At 70.2% G+C, this 22,588-nt stretch carries 23 protein-coding genes; 13 read left to right on the forward strand and 10 right to left on the reverse strand.

All coding sequences use genetic code 11. From position 1 onward, the window contains the following. Window positions 1–6 precede the first annotated feature (6 nt). The 6 genes from PG2T_RS07700 to PG2T_RS07725 form a co-directional block, all read right to left on the reverse strand. The gene (locus PG2T_RS07700) at window positions 7–390 is read right to left on the reverse strand and encodes a RidA family protein (RefSeq protein WP_068803951.1); all 384 of its coding nucleotides are present in this window, start codon (window positions 388–390) and stop codon (window positions 7–9) included. 3 nt (window positions 391–393) lie between these two features. Beyond that, window positions 394–2,592, reverse strand: coding sequence for a RelA/SpoT family protein (locus PG2T_RS07705; protein WP_418268534.1), 2,199 nt, complete (start codon window positions 2,590–2,592; stop codon window positions 394–396). Beyond that, window positions 2,589–2,933 carry a DNA-directed RNA polymerase subunit omega gene (gene rpoZ / locus PG2T_RS17010; protein ID WP_068803955.1) on the reverse strand — a complete coding sequence of 115 codons (345 nt, stop codon included), beginning with the start codon at window positions 2,931–2,933 and terminating at the stop codon, window positions 2,589–2,591. The genes PG2T_RS07705 and rpoZ overlap by 4 nt, the downstream gene beginning before the upstream one ends. Before the next feature lie 98 nt (window positions 2,934–3,031). Then, window positions 3,032–4,387 (reverse strand): phenylacetate--CoA ligase family protein, encoded by a 1,356-nt coding sequence (locus PG2T_RS07715; RefSeq protein ID WP_158513165.1) that lies wholly within the window; start codon window positions 4,385–4,387, stop codon window positions 3,032–3,034. Further along, window positions 4,380–5,042, reverse strand: a complete 663-nt coding sequence (locus PG2T_RS07720; protein ID WP_145931041.1) for a hypothetical protein — start codon at window positions 5,040–5,042, stop codon at window positions 4,380–4,382. The genes PG2T_RS07715 and PG2T_RS07720 overlap by 8 nt, the downstream gene beginning before the upstream one ends. 275 nt (window positions 5,043–5,317) lie before the next feature. Further along, window positions 5,318–6,019 carry a ferric reductase-like transmembrane domain-containing protein gene (locus PG2T_RS07725; protein ID WP_068803959.1) on the reverse strand — a complete coding sequence of 234 codons (702 nt, stop codon included), beginning with the start codon at window positions 6,017–6,019 and terminating at the stop codon, window positions 5,318–5,320. Between the two features lie 99 nt (window positions 6,020–6,118). Between PG2T_RS07725 and PG2T_RS07730 the strand changes: the two genes are divergently transcribed. From PG2T_RS07730 to PG2T_RS07755, 6 genes are all read left to right on the forward strand, one after another. Beyond that, entirely contained in the window at window positions 6,119–6,298 is a 180-nt protein-coding gene (locus PG2T_RS07730; protein ID WP_068803961.1) for a PLDc N-terminal domain-containing protein, read from the forward strand. Beyond that, complete coding sequence (locus PG2T_RS07735) at window positions 6,295–6,726, forward strand: nuclear transport factor 2 family protein (RefSeq protein ID WP_068803963.1); 432 nt, start codon at window positions 6,295–6,297, stop codon at window positions 6,724–6,726. Before PG2T_RS07730 ends, PG2T_RS07735 begins: the two co-directional genes overlap by 4 nt. Before the next feature lie 22 nt (window positions 6,727–6,748). Further along, window positions 6,749–7,300, forward strand: coding sequence for a TFIIB-type zinc ribbon-containing protein (locus PG2T_RS07740; RefSeq protein ID WP_068803965.1), 552 nt, complete (start codon window positions 6,749–6,751; stop codon window positions 7,298–7,300). An 86-nt stretch (window positions 7,301–7,386) separates the two neighbouring features. Beyond that, a complete protein-coding gene (locus PG2T_RS07745) occupies window positions 7,387–7,893 on the forward strand; it encodes an ATP-dependent zinc protease family protein (protein ID WP_068803967.1) in 507 nt (168 codons plus the stop codon). Window positions 7,894–7,912: 19 nt separating this feature from the next. Next, a complete protein-coding gene (locus tag PG2T_RS07750; protein WP_202816278.1) occupies window positions 7,913–9,418 on the forward strand; it encodes an inactive transglutaminase family protein in 1,506 nt (501 codons plus the stop codon). Next, window positions 9,415–10,371 (forward strand): alpha-L-glutamate ligase-like protein, encoded by a 957-nt coding sequence (locus PG2T_RS07755; protein WP_068803971.1) that lies wholly within the window; start codon window positions 9,415–9,417, stop codon window positions 10,369–10,371. The genes PG2T_RS07750 and PG2T_RS07755 overlap by 4 nt, the downstream gene beginning before the upstream one ends. A gap of 65 nt (window positions 10,372–10,436) precedes the next feature. On the opposite strand, the gene PG2T_RS07760 is transcribed toward PG2T_RS07755, so the two are convergent. The 3 genes from PG2T_RS07760 to PG2T_RS07770 are packed head-to-tail and all read right to left on the reverse strand — an operon-like array spanning window position 10,437 to window position 13,543. Further along, entirely contained in the window at window positions 10,437–11,426 is a 990-nt protein-coding gene (locus PG2T_RS07760) for a D-Ala-D-Ala carboxypeptidase family metallohydrolase (protein WP_068803973.1), read from the reverse strand. A gap of 3 nt (window positions 11,427–11,429) precedes the next feature. Further along, window positions 11,430–13,034: a L,D-transpeptidase family protein gene (locus PG2T_RS16860; protein WP_083214824.1), complete on the reverse strand. Its 1,605-nt coding sequence runs from the start codon at window positions 13,032–13,034 to the stop codon at window positions 11,430–11,432. Between the two features lie 23 nt (window positions 13,035–13,057). Continuing rightward, complete coding sequence (locus PG2T_RS07770) at window positions 13,058–13,543, reverse strand: FKBP-type peptidyl-prolyl cis-trans isomerase (RefSeq protein WP_068803975.1); 486 nt, start codon at window positions 13,541–13,543, stop codon at window positions 13,058–13,060. 156 nt (window positions 13,544–13,699) lie between these two features. On the opposite strand from PG2T_RS07770, the gene PG2T_RS07775 reads away from it, so the two are divergent. The 5 genes from PG2T_RS07775 (at window position 13,700) to minE (ending at window position 18,696) form a co-directional block, all read left to right on the forward strand. Beyond that, on the forward strand, window positions 13,700–15,049 hold the full coding sequence (locus tag PG2T_RS07775) for an adenosylmethionine--8-amino-7-oxononanoate transaminase (RefSeq protein ID WP_068807944.1): 1,350 nt from the start codon (window positions 13,700–13,702) through the stop codon (window positions 15,047–15,049). 77 nt (window positions 15,050–15,126) lie between these two features. Next, window positions 15,127–16,716 carry a glucose-6-phosphate isomerase gene (pgi, locus tag PG2T_RS07780; protein WP_068803978.1) on the forward strand — a complete coding sequence of 530 codons (1,590 nt, stop codon included), beginning with the start codon at window positions 15,127–15,129 and terminating at the stop codon, window positions 16,714–16,716. A 118-nt stretch (window positions 16,717–16,834) separates the two neighbouring features. Then, the gene (gene minC / locus PG2T_RS07785) at window positions 16,835–17,581 is read left to right on the forward strand and encodes a septum site-determining protein MinC (protein ID WP_068803980.1); all 747 of its coding nucleotides are present in this window, start codon (window positions 16,835–16,837) and stop codon (window positions 17,579–17,581) included. Between the two features lie 33 nt (window positions 17,582–17,614). Then, complete coding sequence (minD, locus tag PG2T_RS07790) at window positions 17,615–18,424, forward strand: septum site-determining protein MinD (protein WP_068803982.1); 810 nt, start codon at window positions 17,615–17,617, stop codon at window positions 18,422–18,424. Next, complete coding sequence (gene minE / locus PG2T_RS07795; protein WP_068803984.1) at window positions 18,421–18,696, forward strand: cell division topological specificity factor MinE; 276 nt, start codon at window positions 18,421–18,423, stop codon at window positions 18,694–18,696. Before minD ends, minE begins: the two co-directional genes overlap by 4 nt. A 24-nt stretch (window positions 18,697–18,720) precedes the next feature. Here minE and PG2T_RS07800 read toward each other — a convergent pair whose 3' ends face one another. Further along, the gene (locus PG2T_RS07800; RefSeq protein WP_236953222.1) at window positions 18,721–19,383 is read right to left on the reverse strand and encodes an arylesterase; all 663 of its coding nucleotides are present in this window, start codon (window positions 19,381–19,383) and stop codon (window positions 18,721–18,723) included. Between PG2T_RS07800 and PG2T_RS07805 the strand changes: the two genes are divergently transcribed. After that, window positions 19,358–20,023: an ABC transporter ATP-binding protein gene (locus tag PG2T_RS07805; protein WP_068807945.1), complete on the forward strand. Its 666-nt coding sequence runs from the start codon at window positions 19,358–19,360 to the stop codon at window positions 20,021–20,023. The two genes, PG2T_RS07800 and PG2T_RS07805, sit on opposite strands and share 26 nt — an antisense overlap. Beyond that, window positions 20,016–22,499 (forward strand): ABC transporter permease, encoded by a 2,484-nt coding sequence (locus PG2T_RS07810; RefSeq protein WP_068803986.1) that lies wholly within the window; start codon window positions 20,016–20,018, stop codon window positions 22,497–22,499. The genes PG2T_RS07805 and PG2T_RS07810 overlap by 8 nt, the downstream gene beginning before the upstream one ends. Window positions 22,500–22,588: the final 89 nt, after the last annotated feature.

A 22,588-nucleotide genomic window follows, 5' to 3' on the forward strand; every position in this document is an offset into this window, starting at 1 on the left:
TGCAGGTCAGCCCAGCACCAGGATGGCGTCGGCCTCCACCGCCGCGCCACGCGGCAGGGCCGCCACGCCCAGCGTCGCCCGGGCCGGGTAGGGCGGTTCGAAATAGCGCGCCATGACCGCGTTCACGGTTGCGAAATGGGACAGGTCGGTCAGGTAGATGGTGATCTTGACCGCCTGGCGCAGCGTGCCGCCGGCTGCCTCGGCGACGGCCTTCAGATTCTCGAACACGCGCACCGCCTGCGCCTCGATGTCGCCGCCGATCAGCTCGCCGCTGACCGGATCCAGTGGAATCTGCCCGGACAGGTATACCGTGCTGCCGGCCCGGATGGCCTGCGAGTAGGGGCCGATGGCAGCCGGCGCGCGGTCGCTGGTGACGGCGTTCAAGGACATGGATCAGCCTCGTTTGCGGATGATGCGGCGCACGGACTTGAGCGTGCGCAGGCGTTTCATGATGCGCGCCAGGTGGACCCGGTCGCGGACTTCGAGCGTGAAATCGTCGACCGCGTGGATGCCGTCGCGGTTGTTCAGCTGCACGTTGGCGATGTTGCAGTCCATGTCGGCGATGGCGGCGGCCAGGGTCGCCAGCTCGCCGCGCTGGTCGACCACCTCGACGCGAATGTCGACCGGAAAGCGGGCGTCGCCGGCCGGCTGCCATTCGACATCCAGCCACTTGTCGGGCTGCTTGGCGAACTCGGCGGTACTGGGACAGCCATCGACGTGGATCACTACGCCGCGCCCGGCGCTGACGTAGCCGCGGATCGGGTCGCCCGGAATCGGCCGGCAGCACTTGCCGTAGCTGACCACCAGCCCCTCGGTGCCCTTGATGGCCAGCGGTGCACTGTGGCCATCCTTGCCAACCAGCCAGCGCGGCGCCACCCGCGCCAGGGCCCGGCGCAGACCGGAGCGCGGCGGCCGGCCCGTGGTCTGCGGCATGCCACTGACCAGGTGCGTGGCCACCACCGCCGCCAGGCGTTTGCCCAGGCCGACATCCTCCAGCAGGTCGTCCATCGCCTTGGCGCTGAATTCCCGCAGCAGGCCGGCGATGTTCTGTTCCGGCACCTGCGCCATCGGCGTGCCCAGGCGTGCCAGTTCGATCTCCAGCAGGCGTCTGCCGAGCTCCACCGCCTTCTGGTGATCGATGTTCTTCAGGAAATGCCGGATGGCGGCGCGCGCCTTGCCGGTGACGACGAAACTGAGCCAGCTCGGGTGCGGCGTGGCGGTGCGGGCGGTGATTATCTCGACCGTCTGGCCGGTTTCGAGCGCGCTGCTGAGGGGCGCCAGGCGCCGATCGACACGCACCGCCACGCAGTGGTTGCCGATGTCCGAGTGCACGGCATAGGCGAAATCCACCGCCGTGGCGCCGGCCGGCAGGGCCAGGATGAGGCCCTTGGGCGTGAACACGTAGACCTCGTCCGGAAACAGGTCGACCTTGACCGAGTCCAGGAAGTCCTGCGGGTCACCGGCGTTGCGTTGCAGTTCCAGCAGGCTCTGCAGCCACTCGCGGGCGCGCTGCTGGGGACGGCCCCCACCGCTCGGATCCTTGTAGGACCAGTGCGCGGCGACGCCCTCGTTGGCCACGCGGTCCATTTCCTCGGTACGGATCTGGATTTCCGCCGGCACGCCGTAGGGTGTGAACAGCGCCGTGTGCAGGGACTGGTAGCCGTTGGTCTTGGGAATGGCGATGTAGTCCTTGAAGCGCTGCGGCAGCGGCTTGTAGGTGTTGTGGACCAGACCAAGCACCCGGTAGCAGTCGTCGACCGTCTCGACCACGATGCGCAGCGCGTACACGTCGTACACCTCGCTGAGCGGAATGCGGTCCTCACGCATCTTCTGGTAGACGCTGTACAGGTGTTTCTCGCGGCTGACCAGGCGGTAGCGGATGCCGGCCGCTTCCAGGCTGTGCCGCAGCGCGGTTTCGATCTTGCCGACCAGGTCGTGGCGGTTGCCGCGGGCCCGGCGCAGGGCCTCGTCCAGCACCCGGCTGCGCAGTGGATACAGCGCCACGAAGCCCAGTTCCTCCAGCTCGCTGCGCAGCTGGTGCATCCCCAGGCGGTTGGCTATGGGTGCGTATATCTCGAGGGTTTCGCGGGCGATGCGCCGCCGCTTGTCGGGCTCCAGGTGGCCCAGCGTGCGCATGTTGTGCAGGCGGTCGGCCAGCTTGATCAGCATCACCCGCAGGTCGCCGGCCACCGCCAGCATCATCTTGCGAAAGTACGCCGCCTGCGCCTGCTCGCGGGTGTCGAAGCGAATCTGCGTCAGCTTGGTGACGGCATCCACCAGCGCGGCCACTTCCTCGCCGAACTGCTCGGCGATCTGCGCGCGGGTGGCGGCGGTGTCCTCGATGACGTCGTGCAGCAGCGCCGCGCACAGCGTGTCGCCGTCGACGTGCAGGTCGGCGAGGATTTCGGCCACCGCCAGCGGATGGGCGATGTACGGCTCGCCGGTCTTGCGCTGCTGGCCGGAGTGGGCCTGGGCGCCGAAGGCGTGGGCACGCCGCACGGCGGCGACGTCGTCCGGCGGCAGGTAGGCAGCGAGCCTGCGGGCCAGCGACTCGATGCCGCTGGCCTGGATGGCGGGTGCCGGTGCGCTCAGGGCGCCTCGTCCGCCGTGGGGGCGGACCCCTCGGTGGGGGGATGGGTGAGGTCGACGTGGGCGGCGGCGTCGAGTGCCTGCTCCCAGCCGGCGGTTGCACGCTGTTCGGCCAGCTCTTCCGCGGTCAGGAACAGATGCAGTTCCTCGGGCTCCAGCACGCTGCGGTCGATCTTGCCGGCGGCGATTTCGCGCAGCGCGATCACCGTCGGCTTGTCGTTCTCCGCTTCCACCAGCGGCGCGCGTCCCAGTGACAGCTGGCGCGCCCGGCGTGCTGCCATCAGCACCAGATCGAAACGGCTTTCGGCGTTGGCGAGGCAGTCTTCAACAGTGATACGGGCCATGCAGGAAACCTGACTAAAGACGGAGAATTGACGGCGTAGTCTATCAGGTACCGTCAACTGCCTGTTCCGCGGCGCCCGGCAAGCCGTCCGCACTGCGTTCAGGCGTCGATCTCGCACACGAAATCCTCGAACTTGCCGCCCGGCGAACGCGGTATGTCGGCGACCGGCTGCAGCACGATCTGGAACGGGTGGCCCAACCGGCTTTGCAGCATCTGTCGCAAGGCGCTTTCTTCGGCCGACTCCAGCGGCCGGGCAGTGACCAGCTCCACCTCGATCCGCTCGATGGCCGTCTGGCGCAGACGGAACTGACGTACCGGCGCGATGGCCAGCCAGTCATCGGCCGGAAACGACGGCCACTGCCGGCTGCCATCCGGCAGGCGCAGCAGATTGCGCGCCCGGCCGTGAATGCGCCGCAGCACCGGCAGGCCGCGCCCGCACGGGCACGGGGGACCGACCTGGGCAAAGTCGCCGATCGCATAGCGGATCAGCGGCATGGCGAAGTTGTGCAGCGTGGTCAGCACCACCTCGCCGGTAGCGCCCGCAGCGCACGGTTGGCCGGCGGCGTCCAGCACCTCGACCAGCAGATGCTCGGCCTGCACGTGGTAGTGCCCCTCCACCTGCGGGCATTGCAGGGCGATGTAGCCGGCTTCCTCGCAGCTGTAGACGTCCGCCAGGGACAGGCCCCACACGTCCCGGCACAGGCCATGCAGGTCGTCCGGCAGCTGCTCGCCGAAGCTGCCGAGCCCGCGCAGGCGGGCCGGCCGCACGCCGCGATCGCGCGCCGCCAGCAGCAGGCCGCGCAGGTTGCTCGGATGCGTCAGCAGATAGTCCGGATCGTGTTCCAGCAGCCAGTCGAGCTGTTGATCGAGCGGCGTGTGGATGGGCAGCGTCACGGCCGGGCCGGTCCTGAACACCGCCTCGATGGCGCGACCCCAGCCGGGCAGGTGCGCGTCCGCGACTTTGGTACGAATGGCTGCGAAGGTGCCGGCGAAGTCGCGCCGCTGCCACAGGTGCTCGCGCAGGTTCAGCGCCCCGAAAAAGAAATGGCTGAGTTCGGTCTCGACGCCGCGCAGCGGCCGGCCGGTGGAGCCGGAGGTGTGGTACTCGATGACTCGCCCGTGGTCGGCCGGCACGGCCCGGCTGTGCAGCTCATCCCCCAGCGCCTGTGCCTCGGCCCGGCGCAGCAGCGGCAGCTGGTGCCACGCGCCGGTCAGCGCCTGGGGATCGTCCAGCGGCAGGCCGGCCAGGCGTTGGGTGTAGGCGGGGACGGTGTCGCGGGCGTGGCGCAGCAGCGCGGCAAGTTGCTCGGTGCTGGCCGCCGTCAGCTGTCGGGCCGGCCACCACTCACTTCGCGCCAGCTGGTAATGCACGGCCAGCAGGCTGGCGCCGACGCTGTCCGGCAGTGCTGGCCAATGCAGGCCGGTGACGGTCGAACGCGGCAGCGCCTCAGTCACGATGCCAGGCGACCACACCGTTGACGTCCTCGGTCAGCGCCTCGATGTCGATGTGGTAGGCAAGCCCGGCCCGCTCGCCGGCGGGCCCGGCCAGGAAGCCTTCCAGGCGCGCCGTGCAGCCGGCAAAGCACAGTACCCCGGTGACGGTCAGGCGACTGTCCGGTGTGGTCACGAAACGGCCCTCGACGATGTGCAGGTCCTGCGCGCTTAAATCGTAACGACCGCTGGGCACCGTGATGGCGAGCTTGAGCGTGGCCCGCGCAGCGGCGAAATCGACTTCCAGCGCGCCATTTTCGAGGAAGGTCGTAGCCGCCATGCCGCCTTCGCCGGCCGTCGGCGACACCTGTCCGCCCAGCACGGAATAGCGGGCCGCGCCGGTCGCGGCCTCGGTCAGTGGCGCACCGGCGACGTAATAGATGGCGTTGCGCACGCCCTCGCCGCCGGTAATGTCGATGCCGCCATGGCGGCCATCGCCGCCAGTGCGACCATGCCCCCAGCGACCCCAGGCGATCAGCCCGTCGTTGCCGGAATGGCCGACCGGCAGGTCCCAGGTCACGGCGCCGCTGTCGTCCCGAAATGCCCGCAGCCAGCCCAGGCCATCCATGCGCAGCGTGGCCGGCGGGTACAGGTGTACCGGCGGGTCATCCTGGGGCAAGCGAAAGTCGTGCGCGATCGCCACCTGCCAAACGGGTGCGCCGCGCGGGTCTGTTTCGGATGCATGCCCGCCGCTTGCCAGCAGCGCGGCGGCGATCGGTACCAGGCTTGCGTTAGGGAAACGCTGAAGTATTCGGCGTTTCCCGCAGCGCAGGGATGCGCTGCCGAAATCAGTGGCTATAAGCCGCTGATTTTGTGAGCCATCGGAAAACCACGCTTTTCCGATGGCGGGCGCTGAGAAATCCAGGATGGATTTATTCAGCGTTTCCTTGGGATTCATTGCGCCTCTCCGGAACTGCGCGGCGCCAGCATCCGCAGCGCCAGCGCGATCACCACGGCGCTGGCCGACCACAGCGTGATCGGCGGCAAGCCGCCATACCATGCCGCCGGCGTGAGCCAACCGGGCACGCCGTAGCTCACGTGCAGGCCGCCCAGCAGCATGCCCAACACGCCGATTTTTTGCAGTAACTGCCAGTAACGCGCCGACATCTGCGCGCGTGCGCCGGGCAGCGAGCCGGCCAGGGGCGCCAGCAGCAGGAACCAGGCCAGCGCGCCCATCGCCATCGAGAATTCCGCCAGCGCCGTCAGCTCGAAAGCCTGCCTGAAAAACTGCCGGTAGTAGGCATAGTTCAGGATGGCCAGCGACATCACCACGTGCAGCGACGCCAGCGCAAAACCCATGATCCCGAAGTAGCGCCGTCGCCACAGGTGACGCGCAAATCGTCCCGGTGCGAGGCGAGCCAATGGCCCCAGGGCGAGTGCGAGCGCCACCAGCCACAGCGCGCTCCAGGAAATTGCCTTGTTGAGCACGTACAGCGGAATGTGGCCGACAGTCCACGGTCCAAACACCACGTAGCGGGTGGTGGCGTACGCGAAGGTGAGCAACAGCAGACCCGTCGGCAGGCCAAACAGGGCGCGCAGCGCCGCGCGGTCGCGGGCTTCCAGCGCGGCTTCGGGCCGGCCGCTGTCGGTGTTCATCGGGCGCGCTCCTCCTGCGTCGCAGCCCCGTGGCTGCGCCCGGAAAGGTTAACCTACGAACATTCCTTGCGCCGTTGCCAACAAAAAGGAGACTGCATCATGGGTATCGAAGTCGGCGGGCTGCTGGGCCTGCTCATCCTGATTGCCGACGTGTGGGCCGTCATCAACGTGGTCCAGAGTGGCGCCAGCACTGGCGCCAAGGTGGGCTGGGTGGTGCTGATCCTGCTGTTGCCGGTGCTGGGCCTGCTGATCTGGCTGATTGCCGGACCGCGGGGGTGAGCGGCGAGCTGCCGCTGGACCTGATTCGCCGCTACTACGCCGGTTGCAACGCCGCGGACCGGGCGGCCATGCAGGCCACGTTCTGCGATGACGTGGTGCATTACTTCACCCACCACGCGCCGGTTTGCGGCGCCGCGGCGCTGGCCGAGCACTGGGCGCGCATGCAGCCGCGCATCGGCGGTCACTGGACGGTGGATCACGGCATCGTGCAGGGTGAGGAGGCGGTCATCGAATGGACGCTGCGCTGGAGCCCGCCCGGCGGCGCGCCGGAGCTGATGCGCGGCGCCGAGTGGTACCGCCTGCGCGACGGGCGCATCGGCGAGATCCGGGCCTATTACCTGAACCGCCATGCGCCCTATGAGCGCCGTCACTTCGAGCTGGACGGTTTCGATTACGCTGGCCGCGGCTACCCCGTGCTGTCCGAATGAGTTTTTCAGGAGATCCCGTGTCATGACCGCCCAGTGCCCCCGCTGCGCCATTGCGTTGGTGGCCACCGAGTTGCAGCAGGTGCCGGTGGCGCGCTGCCCTAGTTGTCGCGGGCTGTGGTTCGAGGCGCACGCCCTGCGCGCGGCGCGCGAGGCGGTCGATCCGGACCTGGCCTTTCTGGATGTCGAGCTGTGGTCGGATGCCGAGCAGTTCCGTCATGCCCCGCGCAGCGGCCGCTGCCCGACCGGCGACGGCACCCTGCACGCGCTCGAATACGGCCACACCGGGGTGACGGTGGATTACTGCGACGTCTGCTTCGGCGTGTGGCTGGAGGAGGCCGAGTTCGAGCGCATCGTGACCGCCCTGGAACACGAGGTGGATACCCGCCCGGCGCCGGAGTACCTGCGCGCCGCCCTGCACGAGGCCCGCCAGCTGCTGACCGGCCCGCAGCCGCTGCTGGACGAGTGGCGATCGCTGCGTACCGTGCTCAAGTTGCTCGAATACCGGGTGCTGTCCGAGCACCCGGGCCTGCACCAGCGCCTGCTGGCGCTGCAGGCCGGCAATCCGTTTCGCTGAACCGGCGCCCATAAGGCGCTGTTATAGAATGCCGGCCGCTTTGGCCGGCCGGCCGCCGCCCACGTTTTCACTCTGCCCGACGATCCATGCGCCACTCCCGCGCCGCGCTTGCCCTTTTGTTGTGCCTGCTGGCTGCACCGGCCGCCGCGCGCGGCGTGTACGGCTGGGTCGAGTTCGCGGAATTGCACCTCGATGGCCAGCCGCTGAGGCTGAAGGCCAAGCTCGATACCGGCGCGCGCAGCTCCTCGCTGGATGCCACCGACATCACGCCCTTCGAGCGTGACGGCCGGCGCTGGGTGCGCTTTCGGGTCAGCCGATCGGGGCTTCAGGAAGCGCCGCTCATGGAGCAGCCGGTGGTGCGTTACGTGCGCATCAAGCGCCACAGCGGCCCGCATGACCGCCGGCCGGTGATCCACCTGCCGCTGTGCCTGGGCGACGAGCTGCGCACGGTCGAGGTCAACCTGACCGATCGCGGGCGCTTCATCTACCCGCTGTTGCTGGGGCGCAAGGCGCTGGCGCGCCTGGCGGTGGTCGATCCGGCCCGTACCTTCGTCCGCGAGCCGCGCTGTCAGGCCGGCGCCACCGGGGAGTAGTGTCCTGCGCAACCGTCATTTGCTGATCCTGTGCCTGCTGCTGGTCACTGCCGGCGGCAGCCTTTTTCTGTACAAGTGGCTCGATCTTGGCGTGCCGATCAAGGCCGACAACGCCATCGGCGCCTGGACCGTGGAGGCGCGCATCCGCTTCAGCGCGCAGTCCGGCAAGCCGGTCAAGGTGCGCTTTGCGGTGCCGCTGCGCCCGCCGGGCTTTGCCCTGCTGGACGAGACCTTCGTGTCGAGCGGCTATGGCCTGTCGACGGCCGTGCAGGATGGCGACCGCGAGGCGTTGTGGGCCATCCGCCGCGCCCGCGGCGAACAGGAGCTGTACTACCAGGCGGTGGTCTACCCGGCCCGCGACACGGCCCAGTCCACCGGCTCGCGCCCGCCGTCGGTCGAGCCGCCGCAGTTCAGCGACGCGCAGGCGGCGGTGGTGGCCAGCCTGGTCGAGCAGATTCGGGCCCACTCGGCGGACATCGCCACCTTCGCCGTCGAAACCCTGCAGCGGCTGGGTGCCCGCGACAACAGCGACATCAATCTTCTGCTAACCGGTGATGACTCGCCGCAGCGGCGCGCCGAAGTCGCCGCCGGCATTCTGGCCACGGCCAATATCGCCGCCCGTCCGGTGTACGGGTTCCAGCTCCAGAAGGAAGGTCGGCGCCTGCCGCTGCTGACGCGTCTGGAAGTCCACAACGGCGAGCGCTGGCTTTCCCTGGACCCGCTGAGCGGGGCGCAGGGCCAACCGGACGATTTCCTGGTCTGGTCGCGCGGCAAGCCGCCGCTGCGCGACAGCGACGGTGTGCGCCACCTGCGGCTCGAATTCTCGGCCGCCGAGAACACCTACGAGGCCCTGGCCGCGGCCCGCCAGCGCGCCGCCGAGCGCGGCTCACTGGCGCTGCAGTTCTCGCTGCTGAGCCTGCCGGTGCAGATGCAGATGGTGTACCGGGTGGTGCTGACCATGCCGCTGGGGGCGCTGATCATCGTGCTGCTGCGCAACGTGGTCGGCATCAAGGCCTTCGGCACCTTCGCGCCGATCCTGATCGCGCTGGCGTTTCGGGAAACCAGGCTTTTGAACGGCATCCTGCTGTTCACCGGCATCGTCGCGCTGGGTCTGGGCGCGCGCTTCTACATGGAGCGGCTCAAGCTCCTGCTGGTGCCGCGCCTGGCCTCGGTGCTGACCGTGGTGGTGCTGATGATGGCCATGCTGAGCGTGCTGACCTATCAACTGGGCATCGGCGCCGGGCTGTCGGTGGCGCTGTTCCCGATGGTGATCCTGACCATGACCATCGAGCGCATGTCGATCGGCTGGGAAGAGGCCGGCCCGCGCGAGGCCCTGCAACAGGCCGGTGGCAGCCTGCTGGCTGCCTCGCTGGCCTATCTGGTGATGACCGAGCGGCAGGTGCAGCACCTGGTGTTCATGTTCCCGGAACTGCTGCTGATCGTGCTGGCCATCACGTTGGCCATGGGCCGCTACACCGGTTATCGGCTGACCGAGCTGCGGCGCTTCAAGGCACTGGCCGGATGATCACGTTCCCCTGGCAACGGGCACGGGCGCTGCGAGCGCACGGCGTGCTGGGCATGAACCAGCGCAACGGGGACTTCATCGCCCGGGTCAACCCGCGCCGTCTGTATCCGCTGGTGGACGACAAGGTGCGCACCAAGACCCTGGCCCAGGCGGCCGGCATCCAGGTACCCGAGCTGTACGGCCTGATCGCCATCCAGCACCAGGTCCTGGATCTGCCAAAACTGCTGGAGGGCCGCGAGGATTTTGTCGTCAAGCCGGTCAACGGCAGCGGCGGCAACGGCGTGCTGGTCATCGTCGGGCGTCGCAAGGGCCGCTACCGCAAGGCCAGCGGCGCCCAGCTGACCGAGGACGAACTCGAACACCACGTCTCGAACACCCTGTCGGGCCTGTACAGCCTGGGCGGGCAGCCGGACGCGGCGATGATCGAGTACCGCGTCAAGGTCGACCCGGTGTTCGAGCCGATCTCGCACCAGGGCGTGCCGGACCTGCGCACGGTGGTCTACAAGGGCTATCCGGTGCTGGCCATGGTGCGCCTGCCGACCGCGCTTTCGGACGGCAAGGCCAACCTGCACCAGGGCGCCATCGGCGCCGGCATCGACATCGCCACCGGACTGACCGGCCGCGGCGTGTGGCGCAACGAGGTGATCGACGAACACATCGACACCGGCAACCCCATCACTGGCGTGCAGGTGCCGCAGTGGGAGACGCTGCTGGAATTGGCCGCCCGCTGCTACGACATCAGCGGCCTGGGGTATCTGGGCGTGGACTTCGTGCTGGACCGCGATTTCGGGCCGATGATGCTGGAGATGAACGCCCGCCCGGGCCTGAACATCCAGATCGCCAACCAGACCGGCCTGCTGCCGCGCCTGGCCACCGTGGACGCGCACGGCCGGCAAGGCGCCAGCGTGGCCGAGCGGGTGGCGTTTGCGCAGGAGCGCTTCGGGCGGGCCTGACCCAGGCCGCTCCCGTGGCAGCGCCGCCCCCGGCGCGAACGCCAGGGCGCAGCGTCTGCCACGGATTACCAGCGCGCCTTGACCCCGCGCGTGTCGAGGTGCAGAAACGCGCCGTGGTAGGCATTGGGCGGATAGGCCGACAGGCCGCCGGTGAAGCGCTGCCAGCCGGCCTCGCCCTGCGCCGCGTCCATGATTTCAAACAGCAGCCGGGCGTCTTCCCGGTCATGGCGGCGGTCGCCGTTGAGGTCGTCCATGCGCCCGTCGCCGTCCTCGTCGATGAACACGTCGGCCGCGTCGCCCCACTGATGGCGGCTGAAACGGGTATCGCCCAGCTGGCGGTTGTAGTGCGGCGTGCGGTAGCCGCTCATCACGGTCAGGCCGCTGCTGGCGATGCCGGCGCGCGCAAAGCGCTCCATGGCCGCCTCCAGCGCCAGCGGCAGCCGCTCGCGAAGCGCCACGTAGCGCGGCCCGCTGGCCGCCTGCTTGCATACGAATTGCCCCAGCTTCAGGCGTGGCGTCAGCGGCAGCTCGGCGCTGCGGGCATTGATCTCGATGAAACCTTCCGGCGGCCGGTACAGCGCCTGGCCGCTGGGGTGGCTCGGATAATTGCCGATCAGATAGCCGTTCAGCGCGCCGCCGCGCAGCGCCTGACGCGGCGTGGTGACCAACGCCGTGAAGCGCATCCGGGCCCCGTCGGCGCGTCGAACTTCCAGCGTGTAGGCGCCCGGCTTGCCGGGCGCGGTCCAGCGCCACTGTGCCGCGGCGAGGCGCTGGACCGCGCCGGCGCCAGCATCGAGTGTGAAAGCGCCGCTGTCGGCGTCCTCGACCTGCAAGGTGATGGCCTGGCCGGCGCGCGCCACCAGCGGGTTGACCGCCAGCGCCGAGCGCTCGGTGCCCCAACGCACGCTGAAGCCGGCACCACCGGAGCTGCCCGATGCCGGCGTCAACATGGCCAACTGCAGTGGCGCCGCCAGTGCCGGCATCACGCCGGCCGGGCCCAGCACGGCGCAGCACAGCCAGCGCGCCAGCCAGTGGCCGAAAGAGTGCCGGCCCATAGGTCAATCTCCCTGAATCGGTGTGGCGAGCGCCGCCGCCAGCGGCGCATCGCGGTCGTAGATGTCGCGTCGAAACTGTACCGCCCCATCACTGTTCACCCAGGCGGTCCAGTACAGCAGGTAGACCGGCACCGGCTCACGCAAGTTCACGGTGCGCGTGTTGCCGCCGTCGATGGCCGCGCGCAGCGCCTCGGGCGACCAGCGCGGGTCGCCCGCCAGCAGCCAGTCGGCCAGCGCCAGCGGCTCCTGCAGCCGGATGCAGCCGGAACTGAAACCGCGCTCGGCGTGCGCGAACAACGCCCGCGCCGGAGTGTCGTGCAGGTAGACGTCATGGCCGTTCGGGAACATGAACTTGACGCGCCCGAGCGCATTCCACGGCCCCGGATCCTGGCGCAAACGGTACGGCAGCGGGGTCCTGACGCGTTGCCAGTCGATGCTGGGCGGGTCGATCTGGCGCGCATCCTCGGCCCAGCCGCTGAGCACCCGTATATGCTCCCTGGCCAGATACCCCGGATCGCGACGGATCAGCGGCAGCTTGTCCTGCGCGGCCAGTCGCGGCGGCACTTCCCAGTAGGGGTTGAGCACCAGGTAGCGGATGCGGTCCGAGAATTCCGGCGTCGGCCGGTAGGGCTGTCCCACCACCACGCGCATGCGCAGCGCCACCGCCGGGCCGTCGATGGCCTCCAGCGTGAAGGCGGCCACGTTGACGCGTACCTGACGCCGCCCTGGCGCCTCGCCCAGCCAGCGCCTACGCTCCAGATTGGCGATGAGCTGGTCGACACGCACTGTCGCCGGCGTGTTCAGCGCCCGGCGCGTCTGGCGACCGATGGCGCCATCGACGTCGAGCCCGTGGCGAGCCTGAAAACGGCGCACTGCGGCCTCGAGCGGCGCATCGAACAGCGCCTCGCCATCGCCGACCGGGCCGTCCATGCCCTCGCGCGCCAGGCGTTGACGCAGCACGGCCAGCAGCGGGTCACGATCACCCGGCCGCAGGGTCGGGCCGTCCGGCAGCAGCGGCCAGCCACCCGTGGCAGCGATGGCACGGTAATGCGCCAGGGCCTGTTGCAGGCGCGGATAGCCGGCCAACGAGGAGCTGAGCCCGGACAGGAACGCCGCCGCGGATTCGGCCTGCTGCAGGCGCGCCGGCAGATCGGCATCCACCGCCAGCAAGCGCCGGCGAGGGGTGAGCCCGCCGACCTCGATCTTGCCGCCACGCACGTGCGAACCGAGCATCAACAAGCCGTCGCTGAGCAGCAGATCGAGCATGGCCTGCCCGGCTGGGGATCGATCTGCGCGTTGCGCATCGATGGCGGCGAGGTGGTAGTCGGCCGCGCGCAGACCGTGCGCGGCTGCGCCCGTCAGTTCGGCGCGCGCCGCATCCGCGCGCCGAGCGTCCCACAGCGGCGCATGGCCGCGAGCCGCATACAGCGGTCGCAGCAGCTCCGGGGCATACAGCGGCGGTCCGGCGGTGAGGCTCGGTGCTGCCAGCGCGGCCTGCAGCGCCTCGGCCACCGGCTCGGGCGCAGCCGGACTCGCCCACGTCAGGGCGGCGAGCAGCCACCCCAGCCAGACGCCCGCCCGCAGCCGGCGGCGCACGGCGGGCAGCAAGCGATAGGCTGGAATCCGCTGCGTCAGTGGTGATGGCCGCCGGCGCCGTGCACGTGGCCGTGCGCCAGCTCCTCGGCGGTCGCCGCGCGCACGTCCAGCACCTCGACCGCGAAATGCAGCGTCTGGCCGGCCAGCGGGTGGTTGGCGTCGATGACCACACCGTCCTCGTTGACCTCCGCCACGCGCACCGACATGCGTCCGCCGTGTTCATCGCTGGCGTGAAACTGCATGCCAGGCTCGATGTCGATGTCGGCCGGAAAGCGATCGCGCGGCACCACCTGCACGCGTGCCGGGCTGTGCTCGCCATAGGCATCGGCCGGGGCGATGGTCAGGCCCAGCTTGTCGCCGGCGGCGCGTCCGGTCAGCGCCTTTTCCAGGCCCGGAATTACCGAGTGGCGGCCGTGCACGAAGGCAAACGGATCGGCTGCGGTGGCACTGTCCAGCTCCTCGCCGGCGTCGTCGCGCAGGGTGTAAGCGAGGGTCACGACACAGTCGTCGGCTATGCGCATGGCGCGGCTCCGGTAAAAAAGCGGGCCGCCAGTTTAGCAGTTGGCGCTTGTCCGCTTGCCGGGCGGGCGACCGCGCTTGCGGCGCTCATGCCGATGCGCTGGAGCCCGCACCGATGCGGCGTGGCCGCGGGCGTGGCCCGCTTCTACAATCGCGGCATGAACAACGCCGATTTCGTCGCCCGCGATCTGGCCGTGCTGTGGCATCCGTGCACGCAGATGCAGGATCACGAGTGGCTGCCGCTGGTGCCGATCCGCCGCGGCGCCGGAGTGTGGCTGGAGGACTTCGACGGCCGGCGCTACCTGGACGCCATCAGCTCGTGGTGGGTGAACCTGTTCGGGCATGCCAATCCGTACATTTCTGGCGCTGTCGCCCGGCAGGCGGGACAGCTCGAACACGTCATCTTCGGCGGCTTTTCGCACGAGCCGGCACTGCTGCTGGCCGAGCGACTGGTGGCGCTGGCGCCGCCGTCCCTGGCGCGCTGTTTTTTTGCCGACAACGGTTCGTCCGCGGTGGAGGTGGCGCTCAAGATGAGCTACCACTACTGGCGCAACTGCGGCGTTGTCGGCAAATCCCGCGTCATCAACCTGAGCGGCGCCTACCACGGCGAGACGCTGGGCGCGCTGGGCGTGGGCGACGTCGGTCTGTACCGCGATGCCTACGCCGAGCTGCTGCGCGCACCGATCACGGCGCCCTCGCCGGATGCCTACGACCGCCAGCCCGGCGAGAGCTGGGCCGATGTGGCGCAGCGGCGCCTGGCCGACATGCAGGCCCTGCTCGAAGGTCACGCGCACGAGGTGTGCGCGGTCATCGTGGAGCCACTGGTGCAGTGTGCCGGTGGCATGCGCATGCACCACCCGGCGTACCTGACCGGCCTGCGGGCGCTGTGCGACCACTACCGGGTGCATCTGATCGCCGACGAGATCGCGGTCGGCTTCGGGCGCACCGGCACGCTGTTCGCCTGCGAGCAGGCCGGCATTGCGCCGGATTTTCTGTGCCTGTCCAAGGGCCTGACCGGCGGCTATTTGCCGCTGGCTGCGGTGCTGACCACGGACACCGTGTACCAGGCCTTCTACGCCGACTACGCCAGCCAGCGCGCCTTCCTGCACTCGCACAGTTACAGCGGCAATCCGCTCGGCTGCGCCGCCGCGCAGGCCACGCTGGACATCTTCGCCAGCGAACCGGTGCTCGAGCGCAACCGCACCCTGGCCGCGGCGATGGCGCGCGAGACGGCGCATCTGGTGGACCATCCGCACGTGGCCGAGGTGCGCCAGACCGGCATGATCCTGGCCATCGAGCTGGTGCAGGACAAGGCCACCCGCACGCCGTATCCGTGGCAGGAACGCCGCGGCTTGCGCGTCTATCAGCATGGCCTGCGCGAGGGCGTGCTGCTGCGTCCGCTCGGCAACGTCGTCTACTTCATGCCGCCGTATGTCATCACCGAGGACGAAATTGCCCTGCTGGCGCGGGTGGCCTGCGCCGGCATCGATCTTGCTGTTCGGCAGTAGCCGATGGCAGGCCGCCACACGCCGGCAATCCGGCCTCGCTAGAACACCCCGCACCCAACCGCTCACCGGGATTCGCCATGACACCCGCCCAATTCTCATCCGCCTGGCAGACCGTCGCCGCCGCACGCACCCGCCTGGCCGGCTGCCGCATGACCGACCTGTTCGCCGCCGATCCGCAGCGGGCGGCGCGGCTCACGCTGGACGTGGCCGGCCTGCACGTGGATCTGTCCAAGCATCTGCTGGACGATGCGGCCCTGGCCGCGCTGCTCGCGCTGGCCGAGGCGGCCGAATTGCCGCGCTGGCGCACGGCGCTGTTTGCCGGTGAGCCGATCAACAACAGCGAGGGCCGCCCGGCCCTGCACACGGCGCTGCGCGATGCATCGCCCGAACCGATCCTGGTGAACGGGCAGGACATCAAGCCGGGCGTGGCCGCCATGCGTCGGCAGATCGCGGATCTGGCCGACGCGGTGCGCAGCGGGCGGCGCGTCGGCGCCAGCGGGCAGCGCTTCACGCGGGTGGTGAACCTTGGCATTGGCGGTTCCTACTGGGGCCCGGCGCTGGCGCTGGAAGCCCTGCATGAACTCGCCACGCCGGATATCCGCATCGATTTCGTCTCCAACGTCGACCCGGCGCCGCTCAAGCGCCTGCTGGCGCAATGCGAGCCCGAACGCACGCTGTTTCTGGTGTCCTCCAAGAGCTTTGGCACCACCGAGACGCTCTACAACTACCAGGCCGCGCGCGCCTTCATGACCGGGCAGCTGGCCGAGGGGGTCGACCGGCATTTCGTCGCCGTCACCGCCAGTCCGGACAAGGCGCGCGCGCTGGGCTTTGCGCACGACGCGATCGTCACCTTTCCCGAGTGGGTCGGTGGACGCTATTCGCTGTGGTCGGCGATCGGCCTGCCGGCGGCCATCGGCCTGGGCGCGCAGTGCTTCGCGCAGTTGCTGGAAGGCGCCGCGGCCATGGACAGGCACTTCCTGAGCGCCCCGCCGGCGCACAACCTGCCGCTGCTGCTGGGGCTGCTGGACGTCTGGTACGCCAGTTTCTGGGGCTTCGGCAGCCGCGCGCTGTTGCCGTATGACCAGGGGCTGCGCCTGTTGCCGACCTACGTCCAGCAGCTGGCGATGGAAAGCGACGGCAAGGGCGTGGACCGCGACGGCCAGCCGCTCGACTACCCCACCTGCCCGGTCATCTGGGGCGGCAACGGCAACGACGGCGAACACACCTTCTACCAGTTGCTGCATCAGGGCCCGGCCACCATCCCGGCCGAGTTCCTGGTCTGCACCCGGCCCGATGTGGAGCTGCCCGGCCACCGCCAGCGCCTGGTCGCCCAGTGCCTGGCGCAGGCCGAGGCGCTGCTCACCGGCTTTGATGCACCCGACAAGCCGCATGCCCGCTGCCCCGGCAACCGGCCGAGCACGATGTTCCTGCTGCCGGGCATGACGCCGCAGCTGCTGGGCGCGCTGCTGGCCTGCCACGAGCACCGAACCTTCACCAGCGGCGTGCTGTGGCGGGTCAATCCGTTCGATCAGTTCGGGGTGGAGCTGGGCAAGCGCCTGGCCGGCACGCTGGAGCGGGAGCTGGGAGGGCAGGGCGTGCCCGGCGCCGCGCACGATGCTTCCACCGCCGCGCTGCTGGACAGTGCCCGCGGCCGGCTCGGCGACTGAAAATGGGCTGTCGGCAGTGCCGGATGGACAGTTCACCGCCGCCGGCTAGGCGCCCACTCTGCCCTCTGCTAAGGTAGCGATGCCGTCGACACGCGGCGCATTCCAACCCGATTTTTCAATGGCCGCGAGTCCACCGTTCCGGCTCAAGGGCAGCCTTGTGACGCTGTCCATACTGAAGCCGCTGAGCACCGATTTGTCCGCAATAGACGCCGGCCTGGCCGCCAAGGTGGCGCAGGCGCCGGCCCTGTTCGACCGCGCGCCGCTGTTGCTGGACCTGGCCGATCTGCCCGACGCAGAGGCCCTGGACCTGCCAGGTCTGCGCGCGCTGGTGGCGCGGCTGGGCTTCGTGCCGGTCGCGGTGCGCGGCGGCGGCGACACGGTGGCCAGCGCCGCCGCGGCACTGGGCCTTGGCGTGCTGGGCGAAGGCCGTCTGCCGCCGGACGCTGAGCCGGCACCGCCGCCGGCCCAGGAAGAACCGCTGCCCCCATCCGCCACCGCGAACGATGCAAGCGGGCCGGACGCGGCAGCCCAGATCGCCCCCGCGCCGACGCGGCTCATCACCCAGACCGTGCGCTCCGGACAGCAGGTCTACTCGCGCGGTGACCTGATCGTGCTGGCCGGCGTCAGCCCCGGCGCGGAGCTGCTGGCCGATGGCCACATTCATGTTTACGGCCCGCTGCGTGGGCGGGCGCTGGCGGGGCTTCGTGGCAACACGCAGGCGCGCATCTACTGCCGCGCGCTGGAGGCCGAGCTGATCGCCGTCGCCGGCTGTTTTCAGGTCGCCGAGGACATCGACCCGGCCCTGCGCGGGCGCCCGGCGCAGGTGTTCCTCGAGGGCGAGGATCTGGTCACGGCGCCCTTGTAACCGTTCATCGACTGGCACACAGAGGACATCGACTTGGCACGCATCATCGTCACCACGTCCGGCAAGGGAGGGGTCGGCAAGACGACCACCAGCGCCGCGTTTGGCACCGGCCTGGCCCTGCGCGGGCACAAGACCGTCGTGATCGACTTCGACGTCGGGCTGCGCAACCTGGACCTCATCATGGGCGTCGAGCGGCGCGTGGTGTACGACTTCGTGAATGTCATCCACGGCGAGGCGCAGCTGAATCAGGCGCTGATCCGCGACAAGCGGGTCGATGGCCTGGCCATCCTGGCCGCCTCACAAACCCGCGACAAGGACGCCCTGACCCTGGACGGCGTGCAGCGGGTGCTGGACGAGCTGGCGAAGGAGTTCGATTACATCGTCTGCGACTCGCCGGCCGGCATCGAGAAGGGCGCGCACCTGGCCATGTACTTCGCCGACGAGGCGATCGTGGTCACCAATCCGGAGGTGTCCTCGGTGCGCGACTCCGACCGCATCCTGGGCCTGCTGGCCAGCAAGACGCGGGCCGCCGAGCAGGGCGGGCGGGTGCGCGAGCACCTGGTGGTCACGCGCTACTCGCCAAAGCGCGTCGGCAAGGGCGAGATGCTGAGCCTGGACGACATGGGCGACATCCTGGGCATCCCGCTGCTGGGCGTGATTCCGGAGTCGCCCAGCGTGCTGGCGGCGTCCAACGCCGGCACGCCGGTGATCCTGGATCAGGCCAGCGACGCCGCGCAGGCTTACGCCGACACCGTGGCGCGCTTTCTGGGCGAGGAGAAACCGCTGCGCTTCATCACCGAAGAGCGCGGCCTGCTGCGCCGACTGTTCGGAGCACGCGCGTGAGAATCTTCGATTTCCTGCGCAACGGGCGCAACAAGGCCAACGCCTCGCTGGCCAGGGAACGGCTGCAGATCGTGGTCGCCCACCAGCGGCGCGAAGCCGGCCGGCCGCCGTATTTCGCCAGCCTGCAGCGCGACCTGCTGGAAGTGGTACGGCGCTACGTGACCGTCGACGACAGCGCGGTCAAGGTGGACGTGGAGCACCTGGGCGACTGCGACATCCTGGAACTGAACATCACCCTGCCGGATCAGCCGGCGGCCGGCGCGCGCGGCTGAGTTCGTCGATCCGGCGCCTGCGGATCAGGGCGCCTTGCCGGCCGGGGTCAGATCCGGCAGGCCGAAGGTGGCCTGCAGCCACTGCGCCACATGGTCTGCGATCGGCTCCTGGGCCGCGGCGGTGGGGTGGATGCCGTCCTCCTGGAACATGGCCGGGTCGGCGGCCACCGGTTCGAGCAGGAAATCCAGCAGCGGGATATTCGCCTCGCGCGCCACTTCCTTGAACAGATCGCGGAACTGGCGCGTGTAGATGGGGCCAAAGTTGGGCGGTATCTGCATGCCGATCAGGCCCACCCGGGCGCCGGTCGCCTGCGCGGCCTCGACCATGGCGCGCAGGTTGGCAGCGGTGGCGTTCAGCGGCTGACCGCGCAGGGCGTCGTTGGCGCCCAGCTCGATCAGCACCAGCACCGGCCGCTGGCGGTCCAGCAGCGCCGGCAGCCGGGCCAGCCCGCCGGCGCTGGTGTCGCCGCTGATGGCGGCATTGACCAGGGTCCACGGCAGCTGTTGTTCGCGCAGCGCAGCGGCCAGCAGGACCGGCCAGGCGGCGCCGTCCGGCAGTCCGTAGCCGGCGCTCAGGCTGTCGCCCAGCACCAGGATCGATCCGGCCGGCAGGGGCGTCGCGGCCCGCGAGCAGCCGGCCAACAACAGGAGCAAGACGCAGGTGATACGCGCCCAGGGAGTCGCCAAGTGGGTTACCTCGCCGCAGGGAAGGCTGGACATACTACAACCCGTCGATTTGGCGATTGCGCGCGGTGAGCGCTGTGCCATCGTCGGCCCGTCGGGCAGCGGCAAGACCACGCTGCTGGCCCTGCTGGCGGGCCTGGATGTGCCCAGCGCCGGGCGCTTGTGGCTGGCCGACCAGGAACTGACCGCGCTGGACGAGGATGCCCGCGCGGCGCTGCGCCGCGAGCAGGTCGGCTTCGTGTTCCAGAACTTCCAGCTGCTCGGCAACCTGAGTGCGCTGGACAACGTGGCGCTGCCGCTGGAGCTGCGCGGTGAGCGCGATGCCCGCGAGCGTGCCCGCGACATGCTCGAACGCGTCGGTCTTGCCCAGCGCGCCCGGCACTATCCGCCGACCCTGTCTGGCGGCGAGCAGCAGCGGGTGGCACTGGCGCGGGCCTTCGTCGGCCAGCCGCGGGTGTTGTTTGCCGATGAGCCGACCGGCAGCCTGGACCGTGCCAGCGCGCAGGCGGTGCTGGAGCTGATGTTCGACCTGAACCGCGCCGCCGGCACCACGCTGGTGGTGGTCACGCATGACGAGGCGCTGGCCGCGCGCGTCGACCGGCGCCTGGCACTCGACGCCGGACGGCTGACCGAACATGTCTGAGCTTGGCACCGCCGGCCGCTTGCTGCGCGGCGAACTGCGCCGGCCCGATCCGCTGCTGCTGGCCATGCTGCTGGCGGTGGCGGTGGGCGTGGCGGCACTGACCAGCGTCAGCGGCTTTGCGCAGCGCGTGCAGGCGGCCATCGACGCGCGCGCCGCGACCCTGCTCGGCGGCTCGGTGCGGATCACCGCCCAGCGCGATTTGCGGCCGGTCGCCGCCAGCCTGCCGTCCGCCCTGCGGCCGGCCACGACGGTGCTGGAGCTGCCCACCATGGCAGCGGCCGGCGAGCGCCTGCGCCTGGTCGAGCTCAAGGCCGTGGACGCCGCCTACCCACTGCTTGGCGAGCTGCTGATCGCCGATCAGGGGGCGCGCCGCGCGCCGGCGCCCGGCACGGTATGGGTGGAGCCGGTATTGCTGGCGCAGCTGGGCATCGCGGTGGGCGATCGGGTCGAGCTTGGCTACAGCGCGTTTACTGTGGCGGGCGTCATCGCCAACGAACCGGACCGTACGGCCGGGGCCTTCAGCATTGGCCCGCGGGTGCTGATGAACCTGGCTGATCTGCCGGCCACGCGCCTGGTATCGCCGCAAAGCCGGGTGCGCAGCCGGCTGCTGTACAACCCCTCGCCCAACGCCGCCGGCGGTCTGGTGGCGGCGCTCAAGGCCGCCGTACCCGCCAATACGACCGTGGAGACGGCCGACGAGGGTCTCGACGAAACGCGCACCATGACCCGCCAGGCAGCCGATTTTTTGCGCCTGGTGGCCCTGGCCGGCGTGGTGCTGGCGGCGGCGGCGGTGGTGCTGTCGGCGTCCAACCTCACCGAAAAGCGCCTGCCGGCGGCGGCGACATTGAAAGCGCTCGGCGCCAGCCGGCGGCTGGTGCTGCTGACCTATGCCGGGCTGGTGGCCGCCGTGGCGCTGCTGGGCGGCTTGTCCGGTGCAGCGGCCGGCAGCGTTCTGGAACGGTTGCTGCCCGTCCTGCTCAGCGGCCTGGTGCCCGCCGACCTGCCGCCGGCCGATGTGCGCATGCTGCCGATAGCCGTGCTGCTGGCACTGCTGGTGGCGCTGGCCGTGGCCGCGCCGCCGCTGCTGCGCCTGGGCGCGACGCCGCCCGCGGCGGTGCTGCGCGCGCCTGCGCAAGGCGAGGTCGAGCGCGGCTTTGCGCGCACCGAGGGCGCTGGCCTGGTGCTGGCCTTGCTGCTGTGCGGCGCCGTCTACGCGTGGCTCAGCGGCAGCGTCCAGCGCGGCCTGCTGGGCATCGGTGTGCTGCTCAGCGCCGCGCTGCTGTTCGGCGTCGGCGCGCGGGTGCTGGCGCGGGCGGCGCGGCGCCTGTCGCATCGCGGGCCGTTTGCCTGGCGCTACGCGGCGGCTGCCTTCGGGCGGGCACCGGCGCATACCGTGCTGGCGGTGGCGGCGCTCGGCTTTGGCGTGCTCGCCATCCTGACCCCGGCGCTGGTGCAGACCGACCTGCTGCGCCAGTGGCAGATGCGCGTGCCGCCGGGCGCGCCCAATCGCTTTCTGATCGACGTCCAGCCGGACCAGCGGGACACGGTGGCGCAACTGCTGGCCGCGGGTGGCGCCCAAGACGTCGACCTGCGGCCGATGGTGCGGGCGCGCCTGGCCGCCATCGACGGCCAGCCGCCGCCGGCGGCGCAAAACGAACGGGCGCGGCGCTTTCTGGAGCGCGAGAACAACCTCACCTGGCGAGCCGATCCGGAGCCCGGCAATCGCCTGACCGCCGGTACTTGGTGGGGCGGTGCCGTGCCCGAACCGCAAATCTCGCTGGAACAGGAATGGGCGGCGGCGCTGGGCGTGGCTCTGGGCGACACGCTCACCTTCGAGGTCAGCGGCCAGCAGGTGACCGGCACCGTCACCAGCCTGCGCGAGGTCAACTGGGAGAGCCTGCGCAGCAATTTCTTCGTCGTGTTCTCGCCCGGCGCGCTGGACGCCCTGCCGGCGACCTACGTCACCAGTTACCACGTCGATCCGGACCGGGCCGACGCGCTACTGCGCACGCTGGTGCAGCGCTTTCCGAACCTGACCGTGATCGACCTGGACGCGATGACCGCCACCCTGCAGGGGCTGGTCGCGCAGTTGTCCCGCGCCACCGGTTTTCTGGCCGGCTTCACGCTGCTGGCGGGCCTGGCCGTACTGCTGGCGGCGGTGCTGGCCGAGCGCACTCGCCTGCTGACCGAAGCGGCCGTACTGCGCACGCTGGGCGCCAGCCGCCGGCAACTGGGCGCGGTCTACAACCTGCGCTTTGCCTTGCTGGGCGGCGCGGCGGCCTTGCTGGGCAGCGGCGCGGCAGTGGCGGCGGGCGCCCTGGCGTGCGCCCATTACCTTGAAGTTCCCTACCGGCCGAACGCCGGCACACTGCTGGGCGCACTCCTGCTGGCCACGGCACTGGTCACGTTGACCGGCCGCCTGGGCGCGCGCCGCGTGCTGGCCACGCCGCCGGCGCAAAGCCTGCGCGGGGAGTGATCGGGCCGCCGCCCGGGCAGTGCGGTCCGGCGGTTGGCCGGTACCGCTGACGGGACCTGGCGCAGGCGCTGCCCTGGCGCCGCGGGCTT

The sequence above is a fragment of the Immundisolibacter cernigliae genome, assembly GCF_001697225.1.
Taxonomy (GTDB): domain Bacteria; phylum Pseudomonadota; class Gammaproteobacteria; order Immundisolibacterales; family Immundisolibacteraceae; genus Immundisolibacter; species Immundisolibacter cernigliae.

Bases quoted from the DNA above. Each gene is read 5' to 3' on its own strand.
- minC (WP_068803980.1), top strand. From the start codon at position 16,835: ATGGCCGCGAGTCCACCGTTCCGGCTCAAGGGCAGCCTTGTGACGCTG.
- PG2T_RS07725 (WP_068803959.1), bottom strand. From the start codon at position 6,019: ATGAACACCGACAGCGGCCGGCCCGAAGCCGCGCTGGAAGCCCGCGAC.
- pgi (WP_068803978.1), top strand. From the start codon at position 15,127: ATGACACCCGCCCAATTCTCATCCGCCTGGCAGACCGTCGCCGCCGCA.
- PG2T_RS07810 (WP_068803986.1), top strand. From the start codon at position 20,016: ATGTCTGAGCTTGGCACCGCCGGCCGCTTGCTGCGCGGCGAACTGCGC.
- PG2T_RS07755 (WP_068803971.1), top strand. From the start codon at position 9,415: ATGATCACGTTCCCCTGGCAACGGGCACGGGCGCTGCGAGCGCACGGC.
- PG2T_RS07730 (WP_068803961.1), top strand. From the start codon at position 6,119: ATGGGTATCGAAGTCGGCGGGCTGCTGGGCCTGCTCATCCTGATTGCC.
- rpoZ (WP_068803955.1), bottom strand. From the start codon at position 2,933: ATGGCCCGTATCACTGTTGAAGACTGCCTCGCCAACGCCGAAAGCCGT.
- PG2T_RS07740 (WP_068803965.1), top strand. From the start codon at position 6,749: ATGACCGCCCAGTGCCCCCGCTGCGCCATTGCGTTGGTGGCCACCGAG.
- PG2T_RS07770 (WP_068803975.1), bottom strand. From the start codon at position 13,543: ATGCGCATAGCCGACGACTGTGTCGTGACCCTCGCTTACACCCTGCGC.
- PG2T_RS07700 (WP_068803951.1), bottom strand. From the start codon at position 390: ATGTCCTTGAACGCCGTCACCAGCGACCGCGCGCCGGCTGCCATCGGC.
- PG2T_RS07745 (WP_068803967.1), top strand. From the start codon at position 7,387: ATGCGCCACTCCCGCGCCGCGCTTGCCCTTTTGTTGTGCCTGCTGGCT.
- PG2T_RS07760 (WP_068803973.1), bottom strand. From the start codon at position 11,426: ATGGGCCGGCACTCTTTCGGCCACTGGCTGGCGCGCTGGCTGTGCTGC.
- PG2T_RS07775 (WP_068807944.1), top strand. From the start codon at position 13,700: ATGAACAACGCCGATTTCGTCGCCCGCGATCTGGCCGTGCTGTGGCAT.